This is a genomic window from Pseudomonas sp. GW823-FHT05G12 (assembly GCF_058795575.1).
In genome coordinates this window covers 151,417-172,807 of the sequence record NZ_CM179501.1, presented here as the reverse complement: position 1 = coordinate 172,807, position 21,391 = coordinate 151,417, and the positions used below count along the sequence as shown (strand labels likewise).

General features: G+C 61.9%; 18 protein-coding genes. 9 read left to right on the top strand and 9 right to left on the bottom strand.

The window, feature by feature from the left end; genetic code table 11:
• The first annotated feature begins 192 nt into the window (after nt 1-192).
• The 7 genes from AC3RCM_RS00815 (at nt 193) to AC3RCM_RS00785 (ending at nt 8,034) form a co-directional block, all read left to right on the top strand.
• Nucleotides 193-1,851, top strand: a complete 1,659-nt coding sequence (locus tag AC3RCM_RS00815) for a Na/Pi cotransporter family protein (RefSeq protein WP_010951539.1) — start codon at nt 193-195, stop codon at nt 1,849-1,851.
• 30 nt (nt 1,852-1,881) lie between these two features.
• Nucleotides 1,882-3,288 (top strand): M16 family metallopeptidase, encoded by a 1,407-nt coding sequence (locus tag AC3RCM_RS00810; RefSeq protein ID WP_492629300.1) that lies wholly within the window; start codon nt 1,882-1,884, stop codon nt 3,286-3,288.
• Between the two features lie 93 nt (nt 3,289-3,381).
• Nucleotides 3,382-4,407, top strand: coding sequence for a DUF5924 family protein (locus tag AC3RCM_RS00805; protein ID WP_064490879.1), 1,026 nt, complete (start codon nt 3,382-3,384; stop codon nt 4,405-4,407).
• 131 nt (nt 4,408-4,538) lie between these two features.
• Complete coding sequence (locus AC3RCM_RS00800; protein WP_064490880.1) at nt 4,539-5,672, top strand: ABC transporter permease; 1,134 nt, start codon at nt 4,539-4,541, stop codon at nt 5,670-5,672.
• Complete coding sequence (locus AC3RCM_RS00795; RefSeq protein WP_010951535.1) at nt 5,669-6,460, top strand: ABC transporter ATP-binding protein; 792 nt, start codon at nt 5,669-5,671, stop codon at nt 6,458-6,460. Before AC3RCM_RS00800 ends, AC3RCM_RS00795 begins: the two co-directional genes overlap by 4 nt.
• A 3-nt stretch (nt 6,461-6,463) precedes the next feature.
• Entirely contained in the window at nt 6,464-7,402 is a 939-nt protein-coding gene (locus AC3RCM_RS00790) for an MlaD family protein (protein WP_010951534.1), read from the top strand.
• Nucleotides 7,399-8,034 (top strand): ABC-type transport auxiliary lipoprotein family protein, encoded by a 636-nt coding sequence (locus AC3RCM_RS00785; protein ID WP_064490881.1) that lies wholly within the window; start codon nt 7,399-7,401, stop codon nt 8,032-8,034. The genes AC3RCM_RS00790 and AC3RCM_RS00785 overlap by 4 nt, the downstream gene beginning before the upstream one ends.
• Here the strand turns inward: AC3RCM_RS00785 and AC3RCM_RS00780 are convergent.
• The 6 genes from AC3RCM_RS00780 to AC3RCM_RS00755 form a co-directional block, all read right to left on the bottom strand.
• Nucleotides 8,016-9,245 carry a nucleoside recognition domain-containing protein gene (locus AC3RCM_RS00780; protein ID WP_020191151.1) on the bottom strand — a complete coding sequence of 410 codons (1,230 nt, stop codon included), beginning with the start codon at nt 9,243-9,245 and terminating at the stop codon, nt 8,016-8,018. The genes AC3RCM_RS00785 and AC3RCM_RS00780 overlap by 19 nt on opposite strands.
• Nucleotides 9,246-9,392: 147 nt before the next feature.
• Nucleotides 9,393-10,721 carry a glutamate/aspartate:proton symporter GltP gene (gene gltP, locus AC3RCM_RS00775; RefSeq protein ID WP_064490882.1) on the bottom strand — a complete coding sequence of 443 codons (1,329 nt, stop codon included), beginning with the start codon at nt 10,719-10,721 and terminating at the stop codon, nt 9,393-9,395.
• Nucleotides 10,722-11,465: 744 nt separating this feature from the next.
• A complete protein-coding gene (locus AC3RCM_RS00770) occupies nt 11,466-11,936 on the bottom strand; it encodes an inhibitor of vertebrate lysozyme family protein (protein WP_014861521.1) in 471 nt (156 codons plus the stop codon).
• Nucleotides 11,937-11,938: 2 nt separating this feature from the next.
• Nucleotides 11,939-12,100: a DUF1328 domain-containing protein gene (locus AC3RCM_RS00765; protein ID WP_003252966.1), complete on the bottom strand. Its 162-nt coding sequence runs from the start codon at nt 12,098-12,100 to the stop codon at nt 11,939-11,941.
• Nucleotides 12,101-12,143: 43 nt separating this feature from the next.
• Entirely contained in the window at nt 12,144-12,434 is a 291-nt protein-coding gene (locus AC3RCM_RS00760; protein WP_003252968.1) for a hypothetical protein, read from the bottom strand.
• A gap of 174 nt (nt 12,435-12,608) precedes the next feature.
• Nucleotides 12,609-13,430, bottom strand: a complete 822-nt coding sequence (locus AC3RCM_RS00755; RefSeq protein ID WP_064490883.1) for a BON domain-containing protein — start codon at nt 13,428-13,430, stop codon at nt 12,609-12,611.
• Nucleotides 13,431-13,640: 210 nt separating this feature from the next.
• Between AC3RCM_RS00755 and algB the strand changes: the two genes are divergently transcribed.
• Nucleotides 13,641-14,987 carry a sigma-54-dependent response regulator transcription factor AlgB gene (gene algB / locus AC3RCM_RS00750; protein ID WP_010951528.1) on the top strand — a complete coding sequence of 449 codons (1,347 nt, stop codon included), beginning with the start codon at nt 13,641-13,643 and terminating at the stop codon, nt 14,985-14,987.
• Nucleotides 14,984-16,765: a KinB sensor domain-containing domain gene (locus tag AC3RCM_RS00745; protein ID WP_198748172.1), complete on the top strand. Its 1,782-nt coding sequence runs from the start codon at nt 14,984-14,986 to the stop codon at nt 16,763-16,765. The genes algB and AC3RCM_RS00745 overlap by 4 nt, the downstream gene beginning before the upstream one ends.
• 14 nt (nt 16,766-16,779) lie before the next feature.
• Here AC3RCM_RS00745 and AC3RCM_RS00740 read toward each other — a convergent pair whose 3' ends face one another.
• The 3 genes from AC3RCM_RS00740 to AC3RCM_RS00730 all read right to left on the bottom strand — a co-directional run bounded on the left by AC3RCM_RS00740 (nt 16,780) and on the right by AC3RCM_RS00730 (nt 21,381).
• Entirely contained in the window at nt 16,780-18,378 is a 1,599-nt protein-coding gene (locus tag AC3RCM_RS00740; RefSeq protein WP_019437393.1) for an EAL domain-containing protein, read from the bottom strand.
• A 203-nt stretch (nt 18,379-18,581) separates the two neighbouring features.
• A complete protein-coding gene (locus AC3RCM_RS00735) occupies nt 18,582-19,370 on the bottom strand; it encodes an N-acetylmuramoyl-L-alanine amidase (RefSeq protein ID WP_020191154.1) in 789 nt (262 codons plus the stop codon).
• A gap of 73 nt (nt 19,371-19,443) precedes the next feature.
• Nucleotides 19,444-21,381, bottom strand: coding sequence for a GGDEF domain-containing protein (locus tag AC3RCM_RS00730; RefSeq protein WP_064490885.1), 1,938 nt, complete (start codon nt 21,379-21,381; stop codon nt 19,444-19,446).
• Nucleotides 21,382-21,391 lie beyond the last annotated feature (10 nt).

Below are 21,391 nucleotides of genomic sequence, written 5' to 3'. Positions count from 1 at the left end.
GGAGGCTTGCCCGCGAAGCAGCCCTCACGGGCAGTCATTCGTTTCAAGATCTGTTTCAAATAAATGACTGCCATGCGAAGCTGGCGACAGCTGGGCAAAACAACTAAAGCTTTGAGTGAGCACCGAAAATTCTTCAAATGCTCACGTTTCTTTTCTTGGCCCGATGGGCCTATGCAACAGGGGGCCTTCGCCATGCTGACCCTGCTCAACCTGCTCTCGGCCGTGACGCTTCTGGTCTGGGGTACCCACATTGTGCGCACCGGCATCCTCCGGGTATTCGGCTCGAACCTGCGACGCATCATCAGCCAGAACATGGACAAGCGCCCGCTGGCATTCATCGCCGGTATTCTGGTCACGGCCATGGTTCAAAGCAGCAACGCTACGGCCATGCTGGTCACCTCGTTCGTCGGCCAAGGCCTGATGGCCATGACCCCGGCCTTGGCGATCATGCTGGGTGCCGACGTGGGTACCGCACTGATGGCCCGGGTACTGACCTTCGACCTGTCCTGGCTGTCGCCGCTGCTGATCTTCCTTGGCGTGATCTTCTTCCTTTCGCGCAAGCAGACACGGGCCGGCCAACTGGGCCGGGTGGGCATCGGGCTTGGCCTGATCATCCTGGCACTCGAACTTATCGTGCAGGCAGCTGCGCCGATCACCCAAGCCCAAGGCGTGAAAGTGCTGTTTGCCTCACTGACCGGCGACATCATGCTCGACGCTCTGGTCGGGGCAATGTTCGCCATGATTTCCTACTCCAGCCTGGCTGCGGTTCTGCTCACAGCGACACTGGCCGGCGCCGAACTGATCAGCCTGCCGGTCGCCATCGGGCTGGTGGTCGGCGCCAACATCGGCAGCGGGCTGCTGGCCTTCATCAGTACCAGCATGCAGAACGCCGCCGGGCGTCGGGTGGCCTTGGGCAGCCTGCTATACAAGCTGATCGGCCTGGTGCTGATCATCCCTGTGCTGCACCCGCTGGTGGCATGGATGGACTCGCTGAGTTTCAGCCCTCAGGAACTGGTCATCGGCTTTCACCTGCTCTACAACACGCTGCGCTGTCTGATCATGCTGCCCACGGTCAAACCGATGGGTCGGCTGTGCAACGCCCTGCTACCTGAACGGGAAATCGGCAATGGTCAGGTGCGCCCGCGCCACCTTGACGCCTCGGCCCTGGAAACGCCCAGCCTGGCCCTGGCCAACGCCGCCCGCGAGACCTTGCGCCTGGGGGACATCGTCGACAGCCTGCTCGAAGCCATGCTTGGAGCCCTGCGTGGCACCCAGACCGCCTTGCCACAGCAAGTTCGCGCCTTGGGCGAAGACGCCGAAGCCCTGTACAGCGCAATCAAGCTGTACCTGGCGCAGATGTCACGGGAAGACCTCAGCGAACAGGACAACCGCCGCTGGGCCGAAATCATCGAGCTGTCGATTAACCTCAAACTCGCCTGTGACCTGATCGAACGCATGCTGCGCAAGGTCCAGCAGCAGAAAACCAGCCAGCGACGGGAGTTTTCCCAGGTAGGCCTGGAAGAGCTGACCGGCCTGCAGGAGCAATTGCTGGCCAACCTGCGCCTGGGCCTGTCGGTGTTCCTCAGTGCCGACCCGGAAAGCGCCCGCTTGCTGCTGCGGGAAAAACGCCGGTTCCGTGCCCAGGAACGGCGCCTCGCCCACGCCCATGTCAGCCGCCTGCAGCGCAAGGTCGTGCAAAGTATCGAGACCAGTTCGCTACACTTGGAGCTGATCGCCGACATGAAGCGGTTGAACTCTTTGTTCTGTAGCAGTGCCTATGTGGTACTGGGCGGCTCGGACACCGGAGGGCTGATGCTCGACAGTGTGCCCGATGAAGCCCGCCTGCCGTGATTTCTCCTAGCTGAGGACCCTCGCTCGCCCATGCGTTGCCTGATGTTCGTTTGCCTGCTGATCTGCAGCCTGCCCTCGTTCGCCCTCGACCGCTCGCGGGTTGAAGGCTACCTGTTGCCCAATGGTCTGCAGGTCATCCTGAAAGACGGCTACGAACGTGACCATGTGGCGATTCGCCTGGTGGTCGGCGTGGGCCTGGATGATTTCGACTGCGAGCAGAAAGAGCTGCCACACCTGCTTGAGCACCTGCTGTTCAGTGGCATCGACGAGACAGGCGAAGGCGGGCTGGAAGAGCGCCTGCAAGCGCTCGGCGGAGAGTGGAACGCCTATACCAGCAGTGCCGACACCACCTTTGTCATCGAGGCCCCGGCACGCAACCAGCGCAAGATCCTCGACCTGCTGTTGGCAGTCATCCGCGATACCACCATCGACGCCAAGGCCTTGGCCACCGCCAAGCGCATCATAGAGCGCGAGGACGGCGGCCACTATGGCCATCTGCAGCGCTGGCTCGACCGCCAGGATATCGGCCACCCCGCCAGCGACCAACTGGCCACCGAGCTGGGGCTGAAATGCCCGGAGCGCTCCAACCTCGACGACATGACCTTGGCGCAAGTTCAGGCGCTGCGTGAACGCTGGTACGCCGCCAACAACATGACCCTGATCATGGTCGGTGGCCTCGACCGCCTGCTTCCGGCCTATCTGGAGCGGTCGTTTGGCGAACTGCCCGCCACTGAACCCGAAGAGCGCCGCAACCTTGAAAGCATCACCCGACAGGCCGAGCAGCGTCGCAACCTGACCCGCGGCTGGCTGGGTGATGGCGTCAAATTGCACTGGCTGTTCATCGAGCCGGTGCTGGACAATGACCACCAAGCCACCCTCGACCTGCTGTCGCGCTACCTGGACTGGGCGCTGTACGACCAGCTGCGCCTGCGCAACGAGCTGTCCTACGGCCCCTCCGTGCAGCGTGAGAGCTTTGGCGACACCGGCTTGCTCAGCCTCAATGCGGACCTTGAGCGCGATGACATCGACAAGGCTGTCAAGGTGATGCAGGCCCTGTTCGACCACCTGCGCAAGGAAGGCCTGGACCCGGACACCTTCGCCCGCATCAAGGAAGCCAGCATCGCCAAGGAAAGCTGGAGCACCCAAGGCAACAGCGCCTTGGCCGACTACTACTGGGGGGCGCTGAACGACTATACCGACGGGCGCTTTGCCAACCCGATGCGCAAGCTGCGCCAGGTCAGCCTGGAACAGGCCGACGAGGCACTGAAGGATCTGCTCAAGGAAGATGGCTATGTGCGCATCGAAAAGCCGTTGCTAGGCTATGACGAGCTTTACGGGCTGATGGCCTTGCTTGTGGGGCTGGGCCTGGCGGCGGGGCTGTTGCGCTGGCGGCGGCATGGACCTGAACGGCCCAGTGGTGCTACACGGCAGCGGTAAATCGGCGGTATCCTTTTGCCAGTACCGACCCTTTCGCGGGCTTGCCCGCGAAGAGGCTGGCACAGCCACCTCACTTTTCTGTCGTAGCCCCCAATGCCCCAAATCCCCCATATCGTCCAGCGCATCATCGAACTACTCAAGCGCTACCCCGGCATCATTGCGCTCGGCGGTTTCCTCTCCGGTATCGGCAGCTTCATCCTGGTCGACCGCCAGGCTGGCCTGGCCAGCTGGGTCGCCGTGCTCATGCTGGTCAGCTGGGTCTGGCTGATGCTGGAGAACACCCTCACCGGGCTGTTCGCGCGCACTTTCAACCGCGAGATCCCTCAGCCGCTGCTGCGCTACGCAACGCAGATGATCCACCAGGAAACGCTGTTCTTCGTGCTGCCGTTCTTTTTCATCACCACCACCTGGAACAGCGGTCAGCTGGTCTTCACCGGCTTGCTCGGCGCCGCCGGCCTGGTTTCGATCACCGACCCGCTGTACTACAAGTGGCTGGCACCACGGCGCTGGCTGTTCCTGGCGCTGCATACCCTGACGTTGTTCGCCGCTCTGCTGACCGCGCTACCGATCATCCTGCACCTGACCACCGCACAAAGCTTCAAGCTGGCCCTGATCGCGGCCATGGCCCTGTCATTCCCCAGCCTGGCCAGCAGCTTCCCGATCAACAACTGGCGCCGCGCCGTGGCACTGGTGCTGGTTACCCTGTCGGTCGGTGCCGGTGGCTGGCTGCTGCGCTCCTGGGTACCGCCGGCAACCCTGTGGATGACCGAGGTGGCGGTGAGTACCGAAGTAATGAACCGCCAACCGGGCGACTCGCTGGACGAAATTGCCGCCAGCCGCATCCGCAGCAGTGGCCTGTATGCCTACACCGCCATCAACGCGCCACGCGGCCTGAACGAGCGGATCTACCACGTGTGGCAGAAGGACGGCCAAGAGGTCGACCGCATTGCCCTGGACATCCACGGCGGGCGCAAGGAAGGCTATCGTGCCTGGACCCACAAGCAGAACTTCCCGCCCAACCCGGTAGGCAAGTGGCAGGTGAGGGTGCTGACCGAGGATGGGCAAGTGATCGGCGTGCTGCGCTTCAAGGTGGTCAATGATGCACCCGCGAGTAGTTGACCCCCTGCCTTGCGCAGCACAAGGCGGCTCCAGGTCACTGTTGCCAAGCGTACACACAGCACATAATCACCAAACAGCCCATGCCCCCTGCGCTATGATCAGCCCCTAAGCCTTAGCGCCGAGTCAATTGCATGGAGCCTATGACCAACCCCAGCGCCACCCTGGACACCAGCAGCCAACCGGCCTGCCTGCGTATTACCGGTGACTGGACCCTGGCACACTACGCCAACCTCAAGCGCGAGAGCGAGCGCCTGCGCTCGCAGTGCCCTGCCGACACCGTCGCCGACCTCAGCCAGCTGGGCCGCCTGGACACTGCCGGCGCTTCGCTGCTGGCCGAACTGCTAGGCTCCGAGCGCCTGTCGCACTGCACCCACGCGCTGCCTGAAGCCAGCCAGGCGCTGCTGAAAAACGTCTACTGTTCGGTCCAGGATTACTGCATCCCGGTCAAGGAGCCCGAGCGCAATGTGCTGTTGCTGCTGCTGGAGCGTATCGGCCGCGCCGTCGGCACGCTGTGGCAGGACAGCATGCAGCTGCTTGGTTTCGTCGGTGTGATTCTGGAAACCTTGCTGCGCCGCGCCTTCCAGCCACATCGCTGGCGCTTCACTCCTGTGGTGGCACATATTGAGCAGACCGGGCTGGACGCCGCGCCCATCGTTGCGTTGCTGACCTTTCTGGTAGGCGCCGTAGTCGCTTTTCTCGGGGCCACGGTGCTGGCCGACTTCGGCGCGACCATTTTCACCGTCGACCTGGTCGCGTTCTCGTTCCTGCGCGAGTTCGCCGTGCTGCTGACAGCCATTCTCATGGCCGGCCGCACTGCCAGCGCGTTCACCGCGCAGATCGGCTCGATGAAGGCCAACGAAGAAATTGACGCCATCCGCACGCTGGGCCTCAACCCCATGGAGCTGCTGGTGGTGCCGCGGGTACTGGCTCTGCTGATTTCGCTGCCGTTGCTCACCTTTGTCGCCATGATCTGCGGCATCGTTGGCGGGGCGGTGGTATGCGCCCTGACACTGGATATTTCACCGGCCATGTTCCTGTCGCTGCTGCAAACCGACATTGGCGTGCAGCACTTCCTGGTAGGCCTGGCCAAGGCACCGTTCTTCGCCTTCCTGATCGCCGCCATCGGCTGCCTGGAAGGCTTCAAGGTCAGCGGCAGCGCCGAGTCGGTGGGGGCACACACCACCTCGGCAGTGGTGCAGTCGATTTTTGTGGTCATCGTGCTGGATGCGGTGGCAGCGCTGTTCTTCATGGAGATGGGCTGGTGAGTGGCCAGAATTGCGTAATCGAAGCCCGCGGCATCTGCAACCGCTTCGGCCGCCAGGTGGTGCATGAAAACCTTGACCTTGACCTGTACCGCGGCGAAATCCTCGCCGTGGTAGGCGGTTCAGGCAGCGGCAAATCGGTGCTTCTGCGCAGCATCATTGGGCTGCGCCGGCCCAATGAAGGGCAGATCAAGGTGCTCGGCCAGGACCTGACCGGCCTGCGCGAAGAACAGCGTTCACTGGTCGAGCGGCGCTTTGGCGTGCTGTTCCAGAAGGGGGCGCTGTTCTCTTCGCTGACGGTGACCGAAAACGTGGCCTTGCCGCTGATCGAGCACGCCGGGCTGTCCCGTAGCGATGCCGAGCACCTGGCCGGGGTGAAACTGGCCCTTGCCGGGTTGCCGATCTCGGCTGCCGACAAGTACCCGGCCTCGTTGTCGGGGGGCATGATCAAGCGCGCAGCGCTGGCCCGCGCCTTGGCCCTGGACCCGGACATCCTGTTCCTCGACGAACCCACGGCTGGCCTGGACCCGATCGGTGCCGCGGCATTTGACCAGTTGATCCTTACCCTGCGCGATGCGCTGGGCCTGTCGGTGTTCCTGATCACCCACGACCTCGACACCCTGTACACCATCACCGACCGCATTGCGGTGCTGTCGCAAAAGAAGGTCCTGGTGGCCGGCCCGCTGGCCGAGGTCGAGAAGACCAACGACACCTGGATCCAAGAATACTTTCACGGCCCACGCGGGCGCGCAGCCGAACAGGCTGCCACCCGTGCCGGGCAGGAGCGCTGAGCAATGGAAACCCGAGCCCATCACGTCCTCATCGGCCTGGTCACCGTTCTGGTGGTGACAGGGGCCATGCTGTTCGGCCTGTGGCTGGCCAAGTCCAGTGTCGACGACGCCTTCAAGGATTACGAAGTGGTGTTCAACGAAGCCGTGTCCGGCCTTTCTCCCGGCAGCACGGTCCAGTACAACGGCATCAAGGTGGGCGACGTGTCCACCCTGCGTCTGGACCCGAAAGACCCGCGCCGGGTACTGGCACGCGTGCGCCTGAGCGCCGATACCCCCGTGAAGGAAGACACGCAGGCCAAGCTGACCCTGGCCGGCGTCACCGGCAACTCGTTCATCCAGCTCAGCGGCGGCACCCCGCAAAGCCCCGAGCTTAAAGGCAAGGATGGCAAGCTGCCGGTGATCATCGCTTCGCCATCGCCAATCTCGCGTCTGCTCAACGACAGCAGCGACCTGGTGACCAACATCAACATGCTGCTCCATAACGCCAACCAGATGTTCTCCGAGGACAACATAGGCCACCTCAGCAACACGCTGGCCAACCTCGACAAGACCACCGGCGCCTTTGCCGGCCAGCACGGCAGCATCGCCGAGGCCATCGCACAGCTGGTGCAGGTGGGCAAGCAGGCCAGCGCCACCCTGGCCGAAACCCAGGCATTGATGCGCAATGCCAACGGCCTGCTGGATAGCGAAGGCAAGCAGGCGATCGGCAGCGCCGAACAGGCCATGCAGTCACTGGCCCAAAGCACGGCAACCATCAATAACCTGCTCCAGAACAACAGCGAGGCTATAGGTGACGGCGCCCAGAGCCTGAACCAGCTTGCCCCGGCCATTCGTGAACTGCGCGAAACACTTAACGCGCTCAAAGGCATTTCCCGGCAACTGGAGGCCGACCCAAGCGGCTACCTGCTTGGCCGCGACAACAACAAGGAGTTCCAGCCATGAATCCGTCGCTGCGCCTGCTGACCCTGGCGGCCTCGCTGAGCCTGGCCAGTGCCTGCTCGATCCTGCCGAAGAGCGAACCTGTGGACCTTTATCGCCTGCCGGTGAACCAGCCCAGTCGCACAGCGCCGCCGCTGGAGTGGTCATTGCGCCTGAACAAGCCGCTGGCCAGTGAAGTGTTGGCTGGGCCAAGGATTGCCGTGGTTCCCCAGGGCAATGTGGTGAGCAGCTACAAGGGCGCGCGCTGGAGCGATGCGGCCCCGGTGCTGCTGCGTAACCGCTTGCTCGACGGGTTCCAGCGTGAGGGCCAGGTACAGCGCCTGAGTGCTGACGACAGTAACCTGCAGGCAGACTACGAGCTGGCCGGCGAGCTGCAGGCATTTCAGAGTGAATACCGCACGGATGGGGCAGTGGAGGTGGTGATCCGCTATGACGCTCGCTTGGTCCAGGGCCGCAACCAACGCATCCTGGCCAGCAAGCGCTTCGAAATCCGCCAACCGCTGGACGACAAACAGGTATCAGCAGTGGTCGCCGGCTTCGGCCAGGCCAGCGACCAGCTGGTGGGGCAAGTCGTGAACTGGACCATCACCCAGGCCAACCAGGCACAACTGAAGCTTCAGGCAAAGAACCAGTAGCAGACGAAGATCGCCGCGACTACCCCTGAAAACTCGGCCAGAAGTGCGCAACCGACCGCATGGCGCACGCGCTGGATGCCCACGGCACCAAAGTACACGGCCAGTACGTAGAAGGTGGTTTCGGTGCTGCCCTGAATCGTCGCTGCCACCAAGGCAGGGAAACTGTCCACGCCTTGGGTCTGCATGGTCTCGATCAGCATTGCCCGCGCTGCGCTGCCAGAGAACGGCTTGACCAGCGCGGTGGGCAGGCCCTCGACGAAGCGCGTGTCCAGGCCCATCCAGCTCACCGCATGGCGGATACCGTCCAGGGCCAGCTCCAGGGCACCAGAGGCGCGCAGCACACCCACCGCCACCAGCATCGCCACCAGGTAGGGCAGCAGGCTCTTGGCCACATCGAAGCCTTCCGTGGCGCCTTCGACAAAGGCTTCATACACCTTCACCCGTTTCAGGGCGCCCACCACCAGGAACAGCATGATCACGCCAAACAGCGTGAGGTTGCCCAGGAGCGACGACAGGCTGGCCAGCGCGGCGGCCGACAGGGTGCCAAGAAAAGCCATGAAGCCTCCCAGCAGCAAAGCGCCGGGGATGAAGTAGGCAAGCACCACCGGGTCCCACAGACGCAAACGCTGCATCACTGCCACCGACAACAGACCAACCAGGGTCGAGACGCTGGTCGCTAGCAGGATTGGCAGAAACACCATGGTCGGGTCTGGCGCGCCTTGCTGGGCCCGGTACATGAAGACAGTTACCGGCAGCAGGGTCAGCGACGAGGCGTTGAGCACCAGAAACAGGATCTGCGCGTTGCTCGCGGTGGTGCTGCCGGGGTTCAGCTCCTGCAGCGCGCGCATGGCCTTCAGGCCAATCGGCGTAGCAGCGTTGTCCAGCCCCAGGCCGTTGGCAGCGAAGTTCATGGTGATCAGGCCCAGGGCCGGGTGGCCGGGCGGCACCTCCGGCATCAGGCGGGCGAACAACGGGCCCAGCACCCTGGCCAACCATTCGACGATACCGGCCTTCTCGGCGATCTTCAGAAAGCCCAGCCAAAGGGTCAGTGTGCCGAACAGCAGCACCATCACCTCGACCGACAGCTTGGCCATGGCGAATATGCTTTCGACCATTGCCGCGAAGATGCCTGCGTTGCCACCCACCAGCCATTGGGCCATGGCGGACACCGCCGCCACCAGGAAAAAGCCGAGCCAAAGGCCGTTGAGCATCCGTATGTTCCCCCTGAAAAGTGCCCGAATAATAGCGTATCGCAGCCTGTGACTGGCGATCGCGAGCCTTTGTAGGCGCGGCTCAAGATCTCGCAGATAACAAAAAGCCCCGACAAGTCGGGGCTCTTGGTCAAACAGCCATCAGGCTCAGCGCTTGGCGGTTTCGCCAACCACTGCAGCTCCCTGTTTCTCAGCCATCAGCGAGGCGTAGTACTGCTCGCCCTTGACCGCGTCGTACATGCCTTCCCAGCGAGCAATGACCAATGCAGCCAAGGCGTTGCCCACAACGTTCAGTGCAGTACGGGCCATGTCCATGATGCGGTCCACGCCTGCGATGAAGGCCAGGCCTTCCAGCGGAATGCCCACGCTGCCCAAGGTGGCCAGCAGTACCACGAACGATACGCCCGGCACACCCGCGATACCTTTGGAAGTGACCATCAGGGTCAGCACCAGCAGCAGCTGCTGGCTCCACGACAGGTCGATACCGTACAACTGGGCAATGAAGATCGCCGCGATGCTCTGGTACAGGGTCGAACCGTCGAGGTTGAACGAATAGCCGGTCGGTACCACGAACGAGCAGATCGACTTCGGCGCGCCGTACTTCTCCATCTTCTCGATCACCCGCGGCAGCACGGTTTCCGAACTGGAGGTGGAGTAGGCCAGGATCAGCTCATCTTTCATGATGCGCATGATCTTGATCACCGAGAAGCCGAACAGGCGGGCAACCAGGCCCAGTACCATGAAGGCGAAGAAGGCGATGGCGAAGTACACCAGCACAACCAGCTTGGCCAGCGGCAGCAGCGAGCTGAAACCGAAGTTGGCCACGGTCACCGCAATCAGGGCGAACACGCCGATCGGGGCGTAGTTCATGATCATGTGGGTGACCTTGAACATGGTCTCCGAAACAGCCTGGAAGGTACGCACCAGCGGGTCACGCAGCTCTGCCTGCAGGCTCGACAGACCCAGGCCGAACATCACCGAGAAGAAGATGATCGGCAGCATTTCGCCACGCATCAGCGCTGCGAAGATGTTCGACGGAATCAGGTTGAGCAGGGTTTCGATGAACGCGTGCTCATGTTGCACTTCGGCCGCTGTCGCCTGGTACTTGGAGATATCCACAGTGCCCAGGGTGCTCATGTCGATGCCGGCACCCGGATGGAACAGGTTGGCCAGCACCAGGCCTACGACGATGGCGATCGTGGTCACCACTTCGAAGTAGATGATGGTCTTCAGGCCGATACTGCCCAGTTTCTTCGCGTCGCCAACACCGGCGATGCCCACGATCAGCGACGAAATCACGATCGGGACGACGATCATCTTGATCAGGCGGATGAAGATGTCACCAGCGGGCTGAAGGACGTTGCTGATCCACCATGCCTTTTCTGCACTGAAATGATTCAGTAGCGCGCCGATTGCAACACCCAGGACCAGACCGATGACGATCTGCCAGGCGAGGCTCAGTTTTGCCTTCTTCATGTCTTTACCCTTTGTTTTAGTGGTCATGGCACCTGGCGGAAACACGCGTAACAGAGCCATGGGCAAGGTCACGGGCAATAAAGGCTTCCGTCAGGCGACGTCATGTAAGGACACCGCAGGCGAGCGACAGGGCGCTCTGGCCAGCGAAAAAGGCGGCAACTATTGCGACGGCAAGGGGCGAAAGCTAATGCCTGAAACGCATGGCCCATGCCGTTTATGCATACTGTTTTCGACCTAGCCGGCAGCTTCGCAAGTGCTTGATTTATAACATTCGGAATCCCGAACAAGACCAAACCGCCATATTTCGGCAGATTTGGCGGGACAGATAGGACACGAAAGATGGCCTGTTCGACAATCCGAATGGCGGAAATGCCACTTGTAGCAGCACCAGGAAGGTCGAAAAAAAATTGATGTACGGTCGAGACAAAATGTGTCCCAGGGGAAAAAACGCGCAAGGGAGGCGACGTTTCCTACATGGCTCCTCGGAAGTCAGGTCTGGCAAGGTATCCCTGTGACACCGCCGACCTGAGACTTCCGATTCCGCCTTTCCTGACCCGGCCCATTACTGGAGGCACTCCCTGTACCCCTAGGCCACTCCGGTCCTGTAACAATCAGAGCAGCCCGACCCCTTGGTCATGTGCTACCCCTCCTCGGGGCGGCGCATCATAGAAGGCTGAACTATAGAAAGCTTCAGCTTCTATTACGTGACAGTGAGTGACCTTTCATCCGTACCGGCAACAATGCTCAGTACCAGTTCGGGTCACGCTTGAGCTGCTCCTGCAGCATTGCCTTCATGCCGTCGTCAGGTTCGCCCAGCCAGCGGTACTGCGCATGACGGGTGGGCGACTTGTCGCTCGGCAAACCTTCGGGCACCTCGACGAGCATCCCATAGGCATCATCCTTGTCCCAGCTGAACGCCACGATCAGCCGCTTGTAGGTGCAATTGTCCTGTTTTTCGCACAGCGGCCCGACCAGGTACTTGTCGCCGTCCTCAGTAACGGCAGACATCTGCTGCTGGGCACTGCCGGTCAGATTGACCACCCAATCGGGCAGGCGTTCCTCGCCTTCGAGGGTGTCCTGCCAGGTTTCCCGGTACTCCGGGTCCGAGCCGAGCAGTTGGTCGACCCGAACCTGGCCGTCATTGGCCGCCATGGCCGCCGCGCTGCCGCCCAGCAACAGGGCGGCGACCACGGCTGAACGAAGCTTCCTGCTCATCTTCAACCTCGTCCGCGTCCAAAGAAGAAGGAGGCTACAAACAACACCAGGAAGACAATGAACAGGATCTTGGCGATACCTGTAGCAGCGCCCGCGATACCACCGAAGCCCAGTACAGCGGCGACAATGGCGATGATGAGGAAAGTGATAGCCCAACTCAGCATGGTAGTTCTCCTTTCTTTTTGCGGAATCGATCCGGCCGCCTGGTCAGAAAACCCAGCGTTCCTGGGGAACAACTTTTTCCACAGTGGCCGGTGAGGCAATGGCCTGGCCAGCGGGCTGCCAGTCAGCGGCCTTGACCAAGGTGTTGGCACGAGTGGCCTGAATCTGCGTCAACAGGGCAGTCTGAGCCGCCACCTGCTCAGCCAGACGCGCCGTCTGCAAGCTGTAATAGAAGAGGCCAGCGGCCAAGGTCAGCAGCATCGCCATGCCGAGTGTCAGCATCTGGCGCAAAGGCAGTGCAGCGCTCTGCGAGCGGTTGACGGATTGGCGGTTCATGCTGGCTCCTCCTGCTGTATTTTTTGTTCAAACCTGAACAGGTAATTGCAGCCTGCATGCCAGCCTTTTGATTTAAATAAAATCCTTATAAATCAATTATTTAGTGATTATTAAAAGACACCGTGAGGACGTATCCTGCACGATGACGCCTGTGTGGTCGTGCGAATTGCACGATCAGCCTTCCACCTTGGTCGCGACTTTCAGCAGGTCAGCATCCACGCCCCGTACGCCGATGATCTGCCGCGCGATCTCCACGGCGATGGTTTTCTGCTCCGCGCTGACCACCTCGCCCGAGAGCCGCACCATGCCTGCTTCGCTGGCCACCTTCAGGTTCAGGCCATCGAGGTTGCGGCTGAAGCGATAACTGCTCTGGATTTTGTCGACGATCCAGCTGTCGCTTGGCTGCGGCCCGATTGGCGCGCCCGCCGGTGTTTCCCGCGCCTTGGCCATGGCGGCGGTATCGAGGCTGACCAGGTTGTTGACCAGGTACACGCCGTCGGTGGTACGCGCTACCACGCCCGCCAGCTCCTTGGCTTCGGCACTGTCGACCTTGCCACGCAACGTCACCACACCCTCGCTGCTCTGTACTTCTATAGGTGCCTTTTCGGTGGTACGGCTCCACAACAGCCGAGCACGGATCACCGCCGCCAGGGTCACGTCCTCCAGGCGCTGGGCGTAGGCACGCAGCTCCTGCGGACGCTCCACCAGTTGGGCATTGAGTTGCAGCAGGTTCTCTACCTGTTCGATGCCCCGGGTAGCACGGGCCACGTCCTCGGCCAGCTGCCGCTCGACCTCGTTCTCCACCTCACCGGAAAGCCGCGCCTGCTTGCCGTCCACTTCAACCTTGATGCGAAATGAATCAAGCATGCGGTTCAGTGACAAGGCGGTTTGCAGGGCGCCTTCCAGGCGCGCGTCCTGCACAGGGTCGGCGAATGCGGGGGTAAGGATTGGCAGCAGGGTGGCGGCCAAAACGGCTGTACGCAGGGAAAAGGGCATGAAAGCGCCTCCTTCGTGGGCAAAATCTGAAAATCATCGCAACCAATGTGCCAGCGCGTGTCTCTAAGCAAATCATTGAAGAATCACGGCTTGTAGACATCGTTTGGCCACTGGCTAGCATGCAAAGGACAGAATCCTTCAGAATTGACCATGCAACTTGCCCGATTTTTCCCACACTAAATAAAGATCTTTCCCTAAGGAGCACAGGAAATGGAATCAGCCCAGGACAACCAAGGCCGAATTCTGCTGGTGGATGACGAGTCCGCGATCCTGCGCACGTTCCGTTACTGCCTGGAAGACGAGGGCTACAGCGTGGCCACGGCCAACAGCGCCGCCCAGGCAGAAACCCTGCTGCAGCGCCAGGTGTTCGACCTATGCTTCCTCGATTTGCGCCTGGGGGAAGACAACGGCCTCGACGTGCTGGCACAGATGCGTATCCAGGCCCCGTGGATGCGGGTGGTGATCGTCACCGCGCACTCGGCGATCGACACCGCAGTAGATGCCATCCAGGCCGGCGCTGCCGACTACTTGGTCAAGCCATGCAGCCCCGACCAGTTGCGCCTGGCCACTGCCAAGCAACTGGAGGTGCGCCAGCTTTCTGCACGCCTGGAAGCGCTGGAAGGTGAAATACGCAAACCCAAGGACGGCCTCGACTCCCATAGCCCGGCCATGATGGCGGTGCTTGAAACCGCCCGCCAAGTCGCCATCACTGACGCCAACATCCTCATCCTTGGCGAATCGGGTACCGGCAAGGGCGAGCTGGCACGGGCCATCCATGGTTGGAGCAAGCGTGCACGCAAAGCCTGCGTGACCATCAACTGCCCGTCGCTTAACGCCGAGCTGATGGAAAGCGAGCTATTCGGCCATACCCGCGGCGCCTTCACCGGCGCCAGCGAAAGCACCCTCGGGCGGGTCAGCCAGGCTGACGGGGGCACGCTATTCCTCGACGAGATCGGCGATTTCCCGCTGACCTTGCAGCCCAAACTGTTGCGTTTCATCCAGGACAAGGAATACGAACGCGTCGGCGACCCGGTTACCCGGCGTGCCGATGTACGTATCCTGGCTGCCACCAACCTCAACCTTGAAGAGATGGTGCGCGAAAGCCGCTTTCGCGAAGACCTGCTGTATCGCTTGAACGTGATTACCCTGCACCTGCCCCCGCTGCGCGAGCGCAGTGAAGACATCCTCATCCTGGCCGACCGCTTCCTCGCCCGTTTCGTCAAGGAATACTCCCGGCCCGCCCGCGGTTTCAGTGACGAGGCGCGAACCGCCCTGCTCAACTACCGCTGGCCTGGCAACATTCGCGAACTGCGCAACGTAGTGGAACGGGCCAGCATCATCTGCCCGCAGGAACGCGTGGAGATCAGCCACCTGGGCATGGGTGAACAACCCGCCGGCAGTGCCCCGCGCGTAGGTGCCGCACTTAGCCTGGATGAGCTGGAGCGTGCCCATATCGGTGCCGTACTGGCCGCCAGCGATACCCTCGACCAAGCCGCCAAGACCTTGGGCATCGATGCTTCTACCCTGTACCGCAAGCGCAAGCAGTACAACCTATGAAATGGCCGCCCATGAAGCTGCGTACGCGGCTTTTCCTCAGCATCTCGACGCTCGTCACCGTGGCGTTGCTAGGGCTGCTGCTGGGTCTGGTCAGCATGCTGCAGATGGCTACAGTGCAACAGCGACTGGTGCGCGACACCACCCATGCCCTGGAAGTGGGGCTGAAGTTGCGCCAGAACCTGGGCGAACAGATGATTCTCATTCTCGATGAAGACACCGCCCCAGAAAGCCTGCGGCTGCTGCAGGACAACTTCCAGGACCTGCTCAACCAAGGGCTGGAACAAGGCGGTGAGCGCACCGGTTTCAGCAAGGCGAGCAGCAATTACCAGGCCTTCCTCCAGACCTATCGCGACAGCGCCACACCCGCTCGCAGCATGGGTGTCGATCAGCCGCTTGGGGCCGCGTTCAATCAGGTGCGCACCGACCTCATCGATTCCCACAAGCAGGCATTGGACCTGATTACCCGTAGCGAGGAACGCACCCGTGACCGCGCCTTGCTGGTCAGTGGTGTACTCGGCCTGATGGGGTTGGTGGTGTTGATACTGGGCTTTATCACCGCGCACAACATCGCCCGGCGTTTCGGCCAGCCGATCGAAGCCTTGGCCAAGGCGGCCGACCAGTTGGGCAAGGGCAATTTCGATGTGACCTTGCCGGTCGCCCAGGCCGCCGAGCTCAACCAGCTGACCCGCCGTTTTGGGCTGATGGCCGATGCCTTGCGCAAGCACCAGGCCACCAACGTCGACGAGCTGCTGGCCGGCCAGCAGCGTTTACAGGCGGTACTCGACAGCATCGACGACGGCCTGCTGATCATCGACCGCCAGGGCCGCCTCGAGCACCTCAACCCGGTGGCGCAGCGCCAGCTGGGCTGGAACGACAGCCGCGTGGGCAGCAGCCTGGTCGAAGCCCTGCAGCGACCCGAGCTTGAGCAACAACTGCGCCAGGTTCTGCGCGGGGGCAGCCTCGACCGCCCACCGGACGACCTGAACATGGAGGTCGATGAAGAATCACGTCTGCTCACCTACAGCCTGACCCCGGTCAGCCACCCGCAGGGACCAATCCTCGGCGCGGTGATGGTGCTGCACGATGTGACCGAGCAAAGGGCCTTCGAGCGGGTGCGCAGCGAATTCGTGCTGCGCGCCTCCCACGAACTGCGTACCCCGGTGACCGGCATGCACATGGCCTTCGGCCTGCTGCGCGAGCGGGTCAAGTTCCCGCCCGAAGCCCGCGAGAACGACCTGCTGGAAACCATCGGCGAAGAAATGCAGCGTCTTACCCAACTGATCAACGACCTGCTCAACTTCTCCCGTTATCAGAGCGGTTTGCAAAAGCTCGAGCTGGCCCCCTGTGCCATCGACGACCTGCTGGACCACGCGCAATCGCGCTTTGCCGAACAGGCCGCGCACAAGCAGATCGAGTTGATCAAGGAACTGGACCCGCCGCTACCGCGCATCCAGGCCGACGTCGCCCAGTTGGACCGGGTGCTGGACAACCTGCTGCACAACGCCATCCGCCATACCGCCAACGGCGGGCGCATCCGCCTGCATGCCAGACGGCATGCAGAACGGGTGATCATCAGCGTCGAGGACAACGGAGAGGGCATTTCCTATGGGCAACAAGCGCGCATCTTCGAGCCTTTCGTGCAGGTAGGTCGCAAGAAAGGCGGCGCTGGGCTGGGGCTCGCGCTGTGCAAGGAAATTGTGCAGCTGCACGGCGGGCGCATGGGCGTGTTTTCGCGGCCGGGGCAGGGGACCCAGTTCTACATGGCGTTACCGGTCTGATTGCTTCAACGCGCCTACACCCGCCGCGGCAGGTGCCCACGAGTCACCAACTCGGCAAACTGCCGGGCGTTCAGCGGCCGGGCAAACAACCAGCCCTGGCCATAATTGACCCCCTCGCTGTTCAGCAGCACCGCCTGGTCCTCGAACTCGATTCCTTCGGCAATTACCCGCAGGTGCAAGTCATGGGCCATGCGGATGATATGCGGGGCCACGCCGCTACTGGCGGCATCGTGGCCCAGAGCGTCGATGAATGCCTTGTCGATCTTCAGGCAGTCCACCGGCAGGGTTTGCAGGTAGGCCAGGCTGCAATAACCGGTACCAAAGTCGTCGATCAGCACCTGGTGCCCCACGGCGCGTAGCGCCTGCAGATTGTCACGGGCGACCACCACGTCGATCAGGCCGCGCTCGGTCACCTCGAAGGCAATCTGGCTGGGCGCCACTCGATGCAAGGCCAGCAAGCGCGCCGCCACCCGGCCAATACGTGGCACCATCACATCGCAGGCCGCCAGGTTTATCGATATGTATAGCTTGGGGTGCGAGCGCAGTAGCTGTCCTAGCTGTTCAAGCACACGCTGCAGGACAAAGTCGGTGATCTGGCGAATCTGCCCGGTATTCTCCGCCAGCGGAATGAAAAGGTCCGGGCTGGTCAGGGTGCCGTCCGGGCGGCGCCAGCGCACCAAGGCCTCGGCGCCCACACAGCGCCGGCTGTCGAGCTCGATGATTGGCTGGTAGAGCACCTGCAGCTCTCCACGACGCAAGGCATTCTGTAACTCTGAACTCATCGACCGTCGTTGCAGAATCAACTGCAGAACCAACCAACCGATGCAGCAGGCCGCCAGCACGCTACCGGGGAACAGCAACCAGAGCATGCCGTTCATCTTCAACGGCAGACTGGCCCTCGGGGCAATCAGCACCAACTGATAATCCGGCGACTTGGTCGGCATTCGGTAGATCAGCCGATCACTGAGTTCCAGCAGCGACTTGTGGCTGGTCGACCAGGCCGAGGGTGGTGGCCATACCTGTGGCGGGCCAAGCACCGGAATGGCCCGGGCGCCGTTGTCCAGCACCACCACCAGGCTGCCACCTGGGGGCAGGTCCACCACATCGGTCAAATGCCCACGGGAGGTGGAAACCAGAAACTTGCCCCGGCCCAGCATCAGTGCTGCCAGGTTCTCGTTCGGCTCGGTGGTGGTGTTAAGCCAGTAGCTGTACGTTGGCCCCTGGATATCTGGCGCCCGCAAGGGAACGAACGCTCGCTCATCACCGCGGTTGGAGCAGGCAACATTGCCATCTACATAAGCCGCTTCATAGATGAACCGCGAGTTCAGGCCAACCTGCTGCAAGGCTGCCAGCATTGCCGGGCTGCAGCCGCGCAAGGGTTGGGCCTGCAGCAGGTCGACCCCTTCGCGCAATTGGCCGAACACCTGTTCGAGCCGTTCCAGAAAACGCTCGCCCTGGGCATTCATCTGTTCGCTTTCGCTTTGTTTCATTTGTTGCAAGGCAATGCCGATGCTGGCAGAGAGCAACACCGCGGCGCTGGCCAGCGCTGCCAAAGTGGCCAGCATCCAGGGACGGTAAAAAATTTGGCGCAGCAAGGCAATGAAGGCTGACATCGAAGGCATCCAGTTGATAACCAAGGTATAGCAACGGAATCAATAATCACCCTCACCGTTTGGCGCTTCGCTGCAATCCACCCACGCGCTTTGTAGAAACAACCTTGTGGCTGCGATGAGACCGTTAAGTCGATACAACTGCGTCGACCCAACTCGCCTATTCGCAGCGCAAGGCTTGCAACAAGGACCCCGCCCGCCGTGACTCAACGCATGCGGTTAAGTACCTGCAGCATCGCTGCTGTCTGCGCATCCGGCATACCGTCGAAGCGCTGCGGGCGGAAGCGCATCTGGAAGGCGGCGATCACATGACGTGTGGCGACATCCAGCACGCCGGTCTGCTCGATCTGATAGCCAAACCGTGCCAGCTCCTGCTGGTACCAGCCAACGCTTGGCGGGTTGACGCTGAAGTAGGCTTGCTGCCGTGCCACGGCGTTGGCATCCGGCCAGATACCCAGCCCGGCGTCGGCCAGGCGCTTCCACGGGAACAATGGCCCCGGGTCCAGCTTGCGCAGCGGGGCGATGTCACTGTGGCCGATGATATGGCGTGGTTCGATGTTGTTGCGTTTGACAATGTCCTTGAGCAGCGCGATCAGCGACTGGATCTGCGCCTCGCTGTAAGGGTGCCAGACCCGGCCGTTCGGGGTGTCGGTGAAGCCTGGGTTGACGATCTCGATACCAATGGACGAGGAGTTCAGCCAGGTACGCCCCTGCCACTGGCTCTCACCGGCATGCCAGGCGCGACGGTTTTCATCTACCAGCTGATACACCGTAGCCGGGCCATCGCCGATCAGGTAATGGCTGCTGACTTCACCATGGGTAAGCAGCGCCAGGGAGCGCTCCAGCGAAGCATTGGTGTAATGCAGGACAACGAACTGGATGCGGTTGTCCTGATTGGCCGAAGGGTGACTGCGGTCGATGCGCAGGCCCGTCGAGCAACCGGCGACAGACAACAGCAAAAAGGAAATCAGGGTTTTTTTAAGCGTGGAAAGCACGTCAGTGGCCTCAGCGTATGAGCGCTACAGTATAACGTGCTCACATGCGCTGTGCCTGCCGGACAGCGGCTGGCTAACCATGCTCGACGCGATTACGCCCCAGCTCCTTTGCCCGGTACAGCGCTGCATCGGCCCGTTTGAGCACCTGGTCGCTGCGTTCGCCAGAACGGAATGCACCCAGGCCGATGGAGGTGGTGATCACCACCCGTTCTCCCTTGAAGTGGAATGGGCAGGCTTCGACTGTGGCACGCAACACCTCGGCCACTTGCGCAGCGACTGCGGGCGTAGTCTGCGGCAGCAGCAAGACGAATTCCTCGCCGCCAAAACGGGCGATGAAATCCCGGCCCCGCAGACGCTTGCGCAACTGGTCGGCCACGATCTTGAGGACCTTGTCCCCAGCCAGATGACCATAGTTGTCGTTGATGCGTTTGAAATGGTCCAGGTCAAGAATCGCCATCGCCAGATGGCCGCCGTTTTCCTGCCAGTCAAGCATTTCGCGTTCGACTCGCTCGCTCCAGGCCGCACGGTTGGGCAGGCCGGTGAGCGGGTCCAGCAGGGCTTTCTGGCGCTGTTCTTCCAGGTGCTCGCGATAGCCAAGCGCCTCATGCTCCATGCTCGCCACCCGCTCCGACAAGCCTTGCAGGCGACCGGCCAGTTCCTGCTCGCGGCGATCACGCTCGTGCTTGTGCTCGTCCATCGTCACCAGCAAGCCTTCCAGGCGGTTTTCCAGAATGTGCTTGAGGCTGTCTACATCGGCGGCACCTTGCACGCTGCTCTGCAGGCCGTCGACGTGCTCACGCAGTTGGCTATCCAGCTCGCGGGCAGCGGTGCTGTTGTCCGCGTGGCCGGCGCTGGCCTCGTGCAGGTGGCTCTGGAAACCTTCCAGGCGTTCATTGAGCTGCTGCAGGTAGGTTTCGAATTCGTGCTGACCGCTGTCGGTGATCGCCAGCATGAGTACTGCCAAGTCATCCAGCACCGGGATCAGTTCGTACCAGTTCAAGCCGCGAGCAACCCGCTCGCGCATTTCCTGCGCCTGAGCCTTGTGTCGCTCGGGCAGGCTGAGGTCATCGAGCAGACCGATCAGGGTCTGCTCGATGTGCGCGGCAACCTGGCTGTAAGGCGGCTCCACTGCGTAGGGCAGGGCATAGGGGCCGTCTTCACCAAAGGTTTCTTCAAGGGCTTGTAAGGGTTCTGCCTCAGCCAACGGCTCGCTGGCGGAAACTTCAGCTTCCGGCAATGGCGCCTTGTCCCTTGGCAACGGGGCTGGCGGCATTTCGGCCGTTTCGATCAGCGCCGGGCCAAATGCCTCCAGCTCAAGCTCGGGCGCTTCGGCCACCTCGGCAGTCGGAGCAGCAGGAGCCGGCAACGGTTGTAGCGCATCGACGTCATCGTGCCGCGAGGGCTCGGCACTGCCGGCTGCCTGGGGTACAACCTCGGCAGCAGGTAACGCTACCGGCGCAAGCTCTGCTCCTGCCTGTGCATCTTCCTCGCGGCTTCCAAACAACCGCTGCAGAAAACCGGGTCGGGCTTCTTCACTCGGCTTGCCAAGGGCCGACAGCGCGCGCCCCTGCAAGCCGCTCAACTCGCCCAACAGCGGCGGCAGCTCGCGTGACTGGGCAACCCCGCCCTCGAGCTTCTTCGCCAGTTTTTTCAATGGCCGCGAGATATCGCTGGGCAGGGGCAGGCCTTGCAGTTGGCCAACCAGTGCGGTCAGCGCATCGCTGACCTGGTTCATGCGGGTTTCGCGACGCTGTTCGGAATCCAGTACCGCTTTCTCAAGGCGCGGAATCAAGCCAGCGAGGCCGGCGTCCATATTGTCGCTGCGAATGACATCGCGCATTTCCTTCATGCACTCGTCTACCACCTTGTCACTGCCTTCAGCAGCCAGGGTGCTGCGCACCAGGCCTCGGCGCAGCAGGTCAAGACGGGCATCCCAACGGCGCTCGAGCTTTTCTTGCTGCTCGATGCTTTTAAGGTATTTTTCTTTCCAGCGCTCAGCGTCTTCAGTCATGCCCGGGTCC

What these genes read in the sequence shown, in the direction of transcription:
- AC3RCM_RS00815 (WP_010951539.1), top strand. Translation starts at nt 193, where the DNA reads ATGCTGACCCTGCTCAACCTGCTCTCGGCCGTGACGCTTCTGGTCTGG.
- AC3RCM_RS00810 (WP_492629300.1), top strand. Translation starts at nt 1,882, where the DNA reads ATGCGTTGCCTGATGTTCGTTTGCCTGCTGATCTGCAGCCTGCCCTCG.
- AC3RCM_RS00805 (WP_064490879.1), top strand. Translation starts at nt 3,382, where the DNA reads ATGCCCCAAATCCCCCATATCGTCCAGCGCATCATCGAACTACTCAAG.
- AC3RCM_RS00800 (WP_064490880.1), top strand. Translation starts at nt 4,539, where the DNA reads ATGGAGCCTATGACCAACCCCAGCGCCACCCTGGACACCAGCAGCCAA.
- AC3RCM_RS00790 (WP_010951534.1), top strand. Translation starts at nt 6,464, where the DNA reads ATGGAAACCCGAGCCCATCACGTCCTCATCGGCCTGGTCACCGTTCTG.
- AC3RCM_RS00785 (WP_064490881.1), top strand. Translation starts at nt 7,399, where the DNA reads ATGAATCCGTCGCTGCGCCTGCTGACCCTGGCGGCCTCGCTGAGCCTG.
- AC3RCM_RS00780 (WP_020191151.1), bottom strand. Translation starts at nt 9,245, where the DNA reads ATGCTCAACGGCCTTTGGCTCGGCTTTTTCCTGGTGGCGGCGGTGTCC.
- gltP (WP_064490882.1), bottom strand. Translation starts at nt 10,721, where the DNA reads ATGAAGAAGGCAAAACTGAGCCTCGCCTGGCAGATCGTCATCGGTCTG.
- AC3RCM_RS00770 (WP_014861521.1), bottom strand. Translation starts at nt 11,936, where the DNA reads ATGAGCAGGAAGCTTCGTTCAGCCGTGGTCGCCGCCCTGTTGCTGGGC.
- AC3RCM_RS00765 (WP_003252966.1), bottom strand. Translation starts at nt 12,100, where the DNA reads ATGCTGAGTTGGGCTATCACTTTCCTCATCATCGCCATTGTCGCCGCT.
- AC3RCM_RS00760 (WP_003252968.1), bottom strand. Translation starts at nt 12,434, where the DNA reads ATGAACCGCCAATCCGTCAACCGCTCGCAGAGCGCTGCACTGCCTTTG.
- AC3RCM_RS00755 (WP_064490883.1), bottom strand. Translation starts at nt 13,430, where the DNA reads ATGCCCTTTTCCCTGCGTACAGCCGTTTTGGCCGCCACCCTGCTGCCA.
- algB (WP_010951528.1), top strand. Translation starts at nt 13,641, where the DNA reads ATGGAATCAGCCCAGGACAACCAAGGCCGAATTCTGCTGGTGGATGAC.
- AC3RCM_RS00745 (WP_198748172.1), top strand. Translation starts at nt 14,984, where the DNA reads ATGAAATGGCCGCCCATGAAGCTGCGTACGCGGCTTTTCCTCAGCATC.
- AC3RCM_RS00740 (WP_019437393.1), bottom strand. Translation starts at nt 18,378, where the DNA reads ATGTCAGCCTTCATTGCCTTGCTGCGCCAAATTTTTTACCGTCCCTGG.
- AC3RCM_RS00730 (WP_064490885.1), bottom strand. Translation starts at nt 21,381, where the DNA reads ATGACTGAAGACGCTGAGCGCTGGAAAGAAAAATACCTTAAAAGCATC.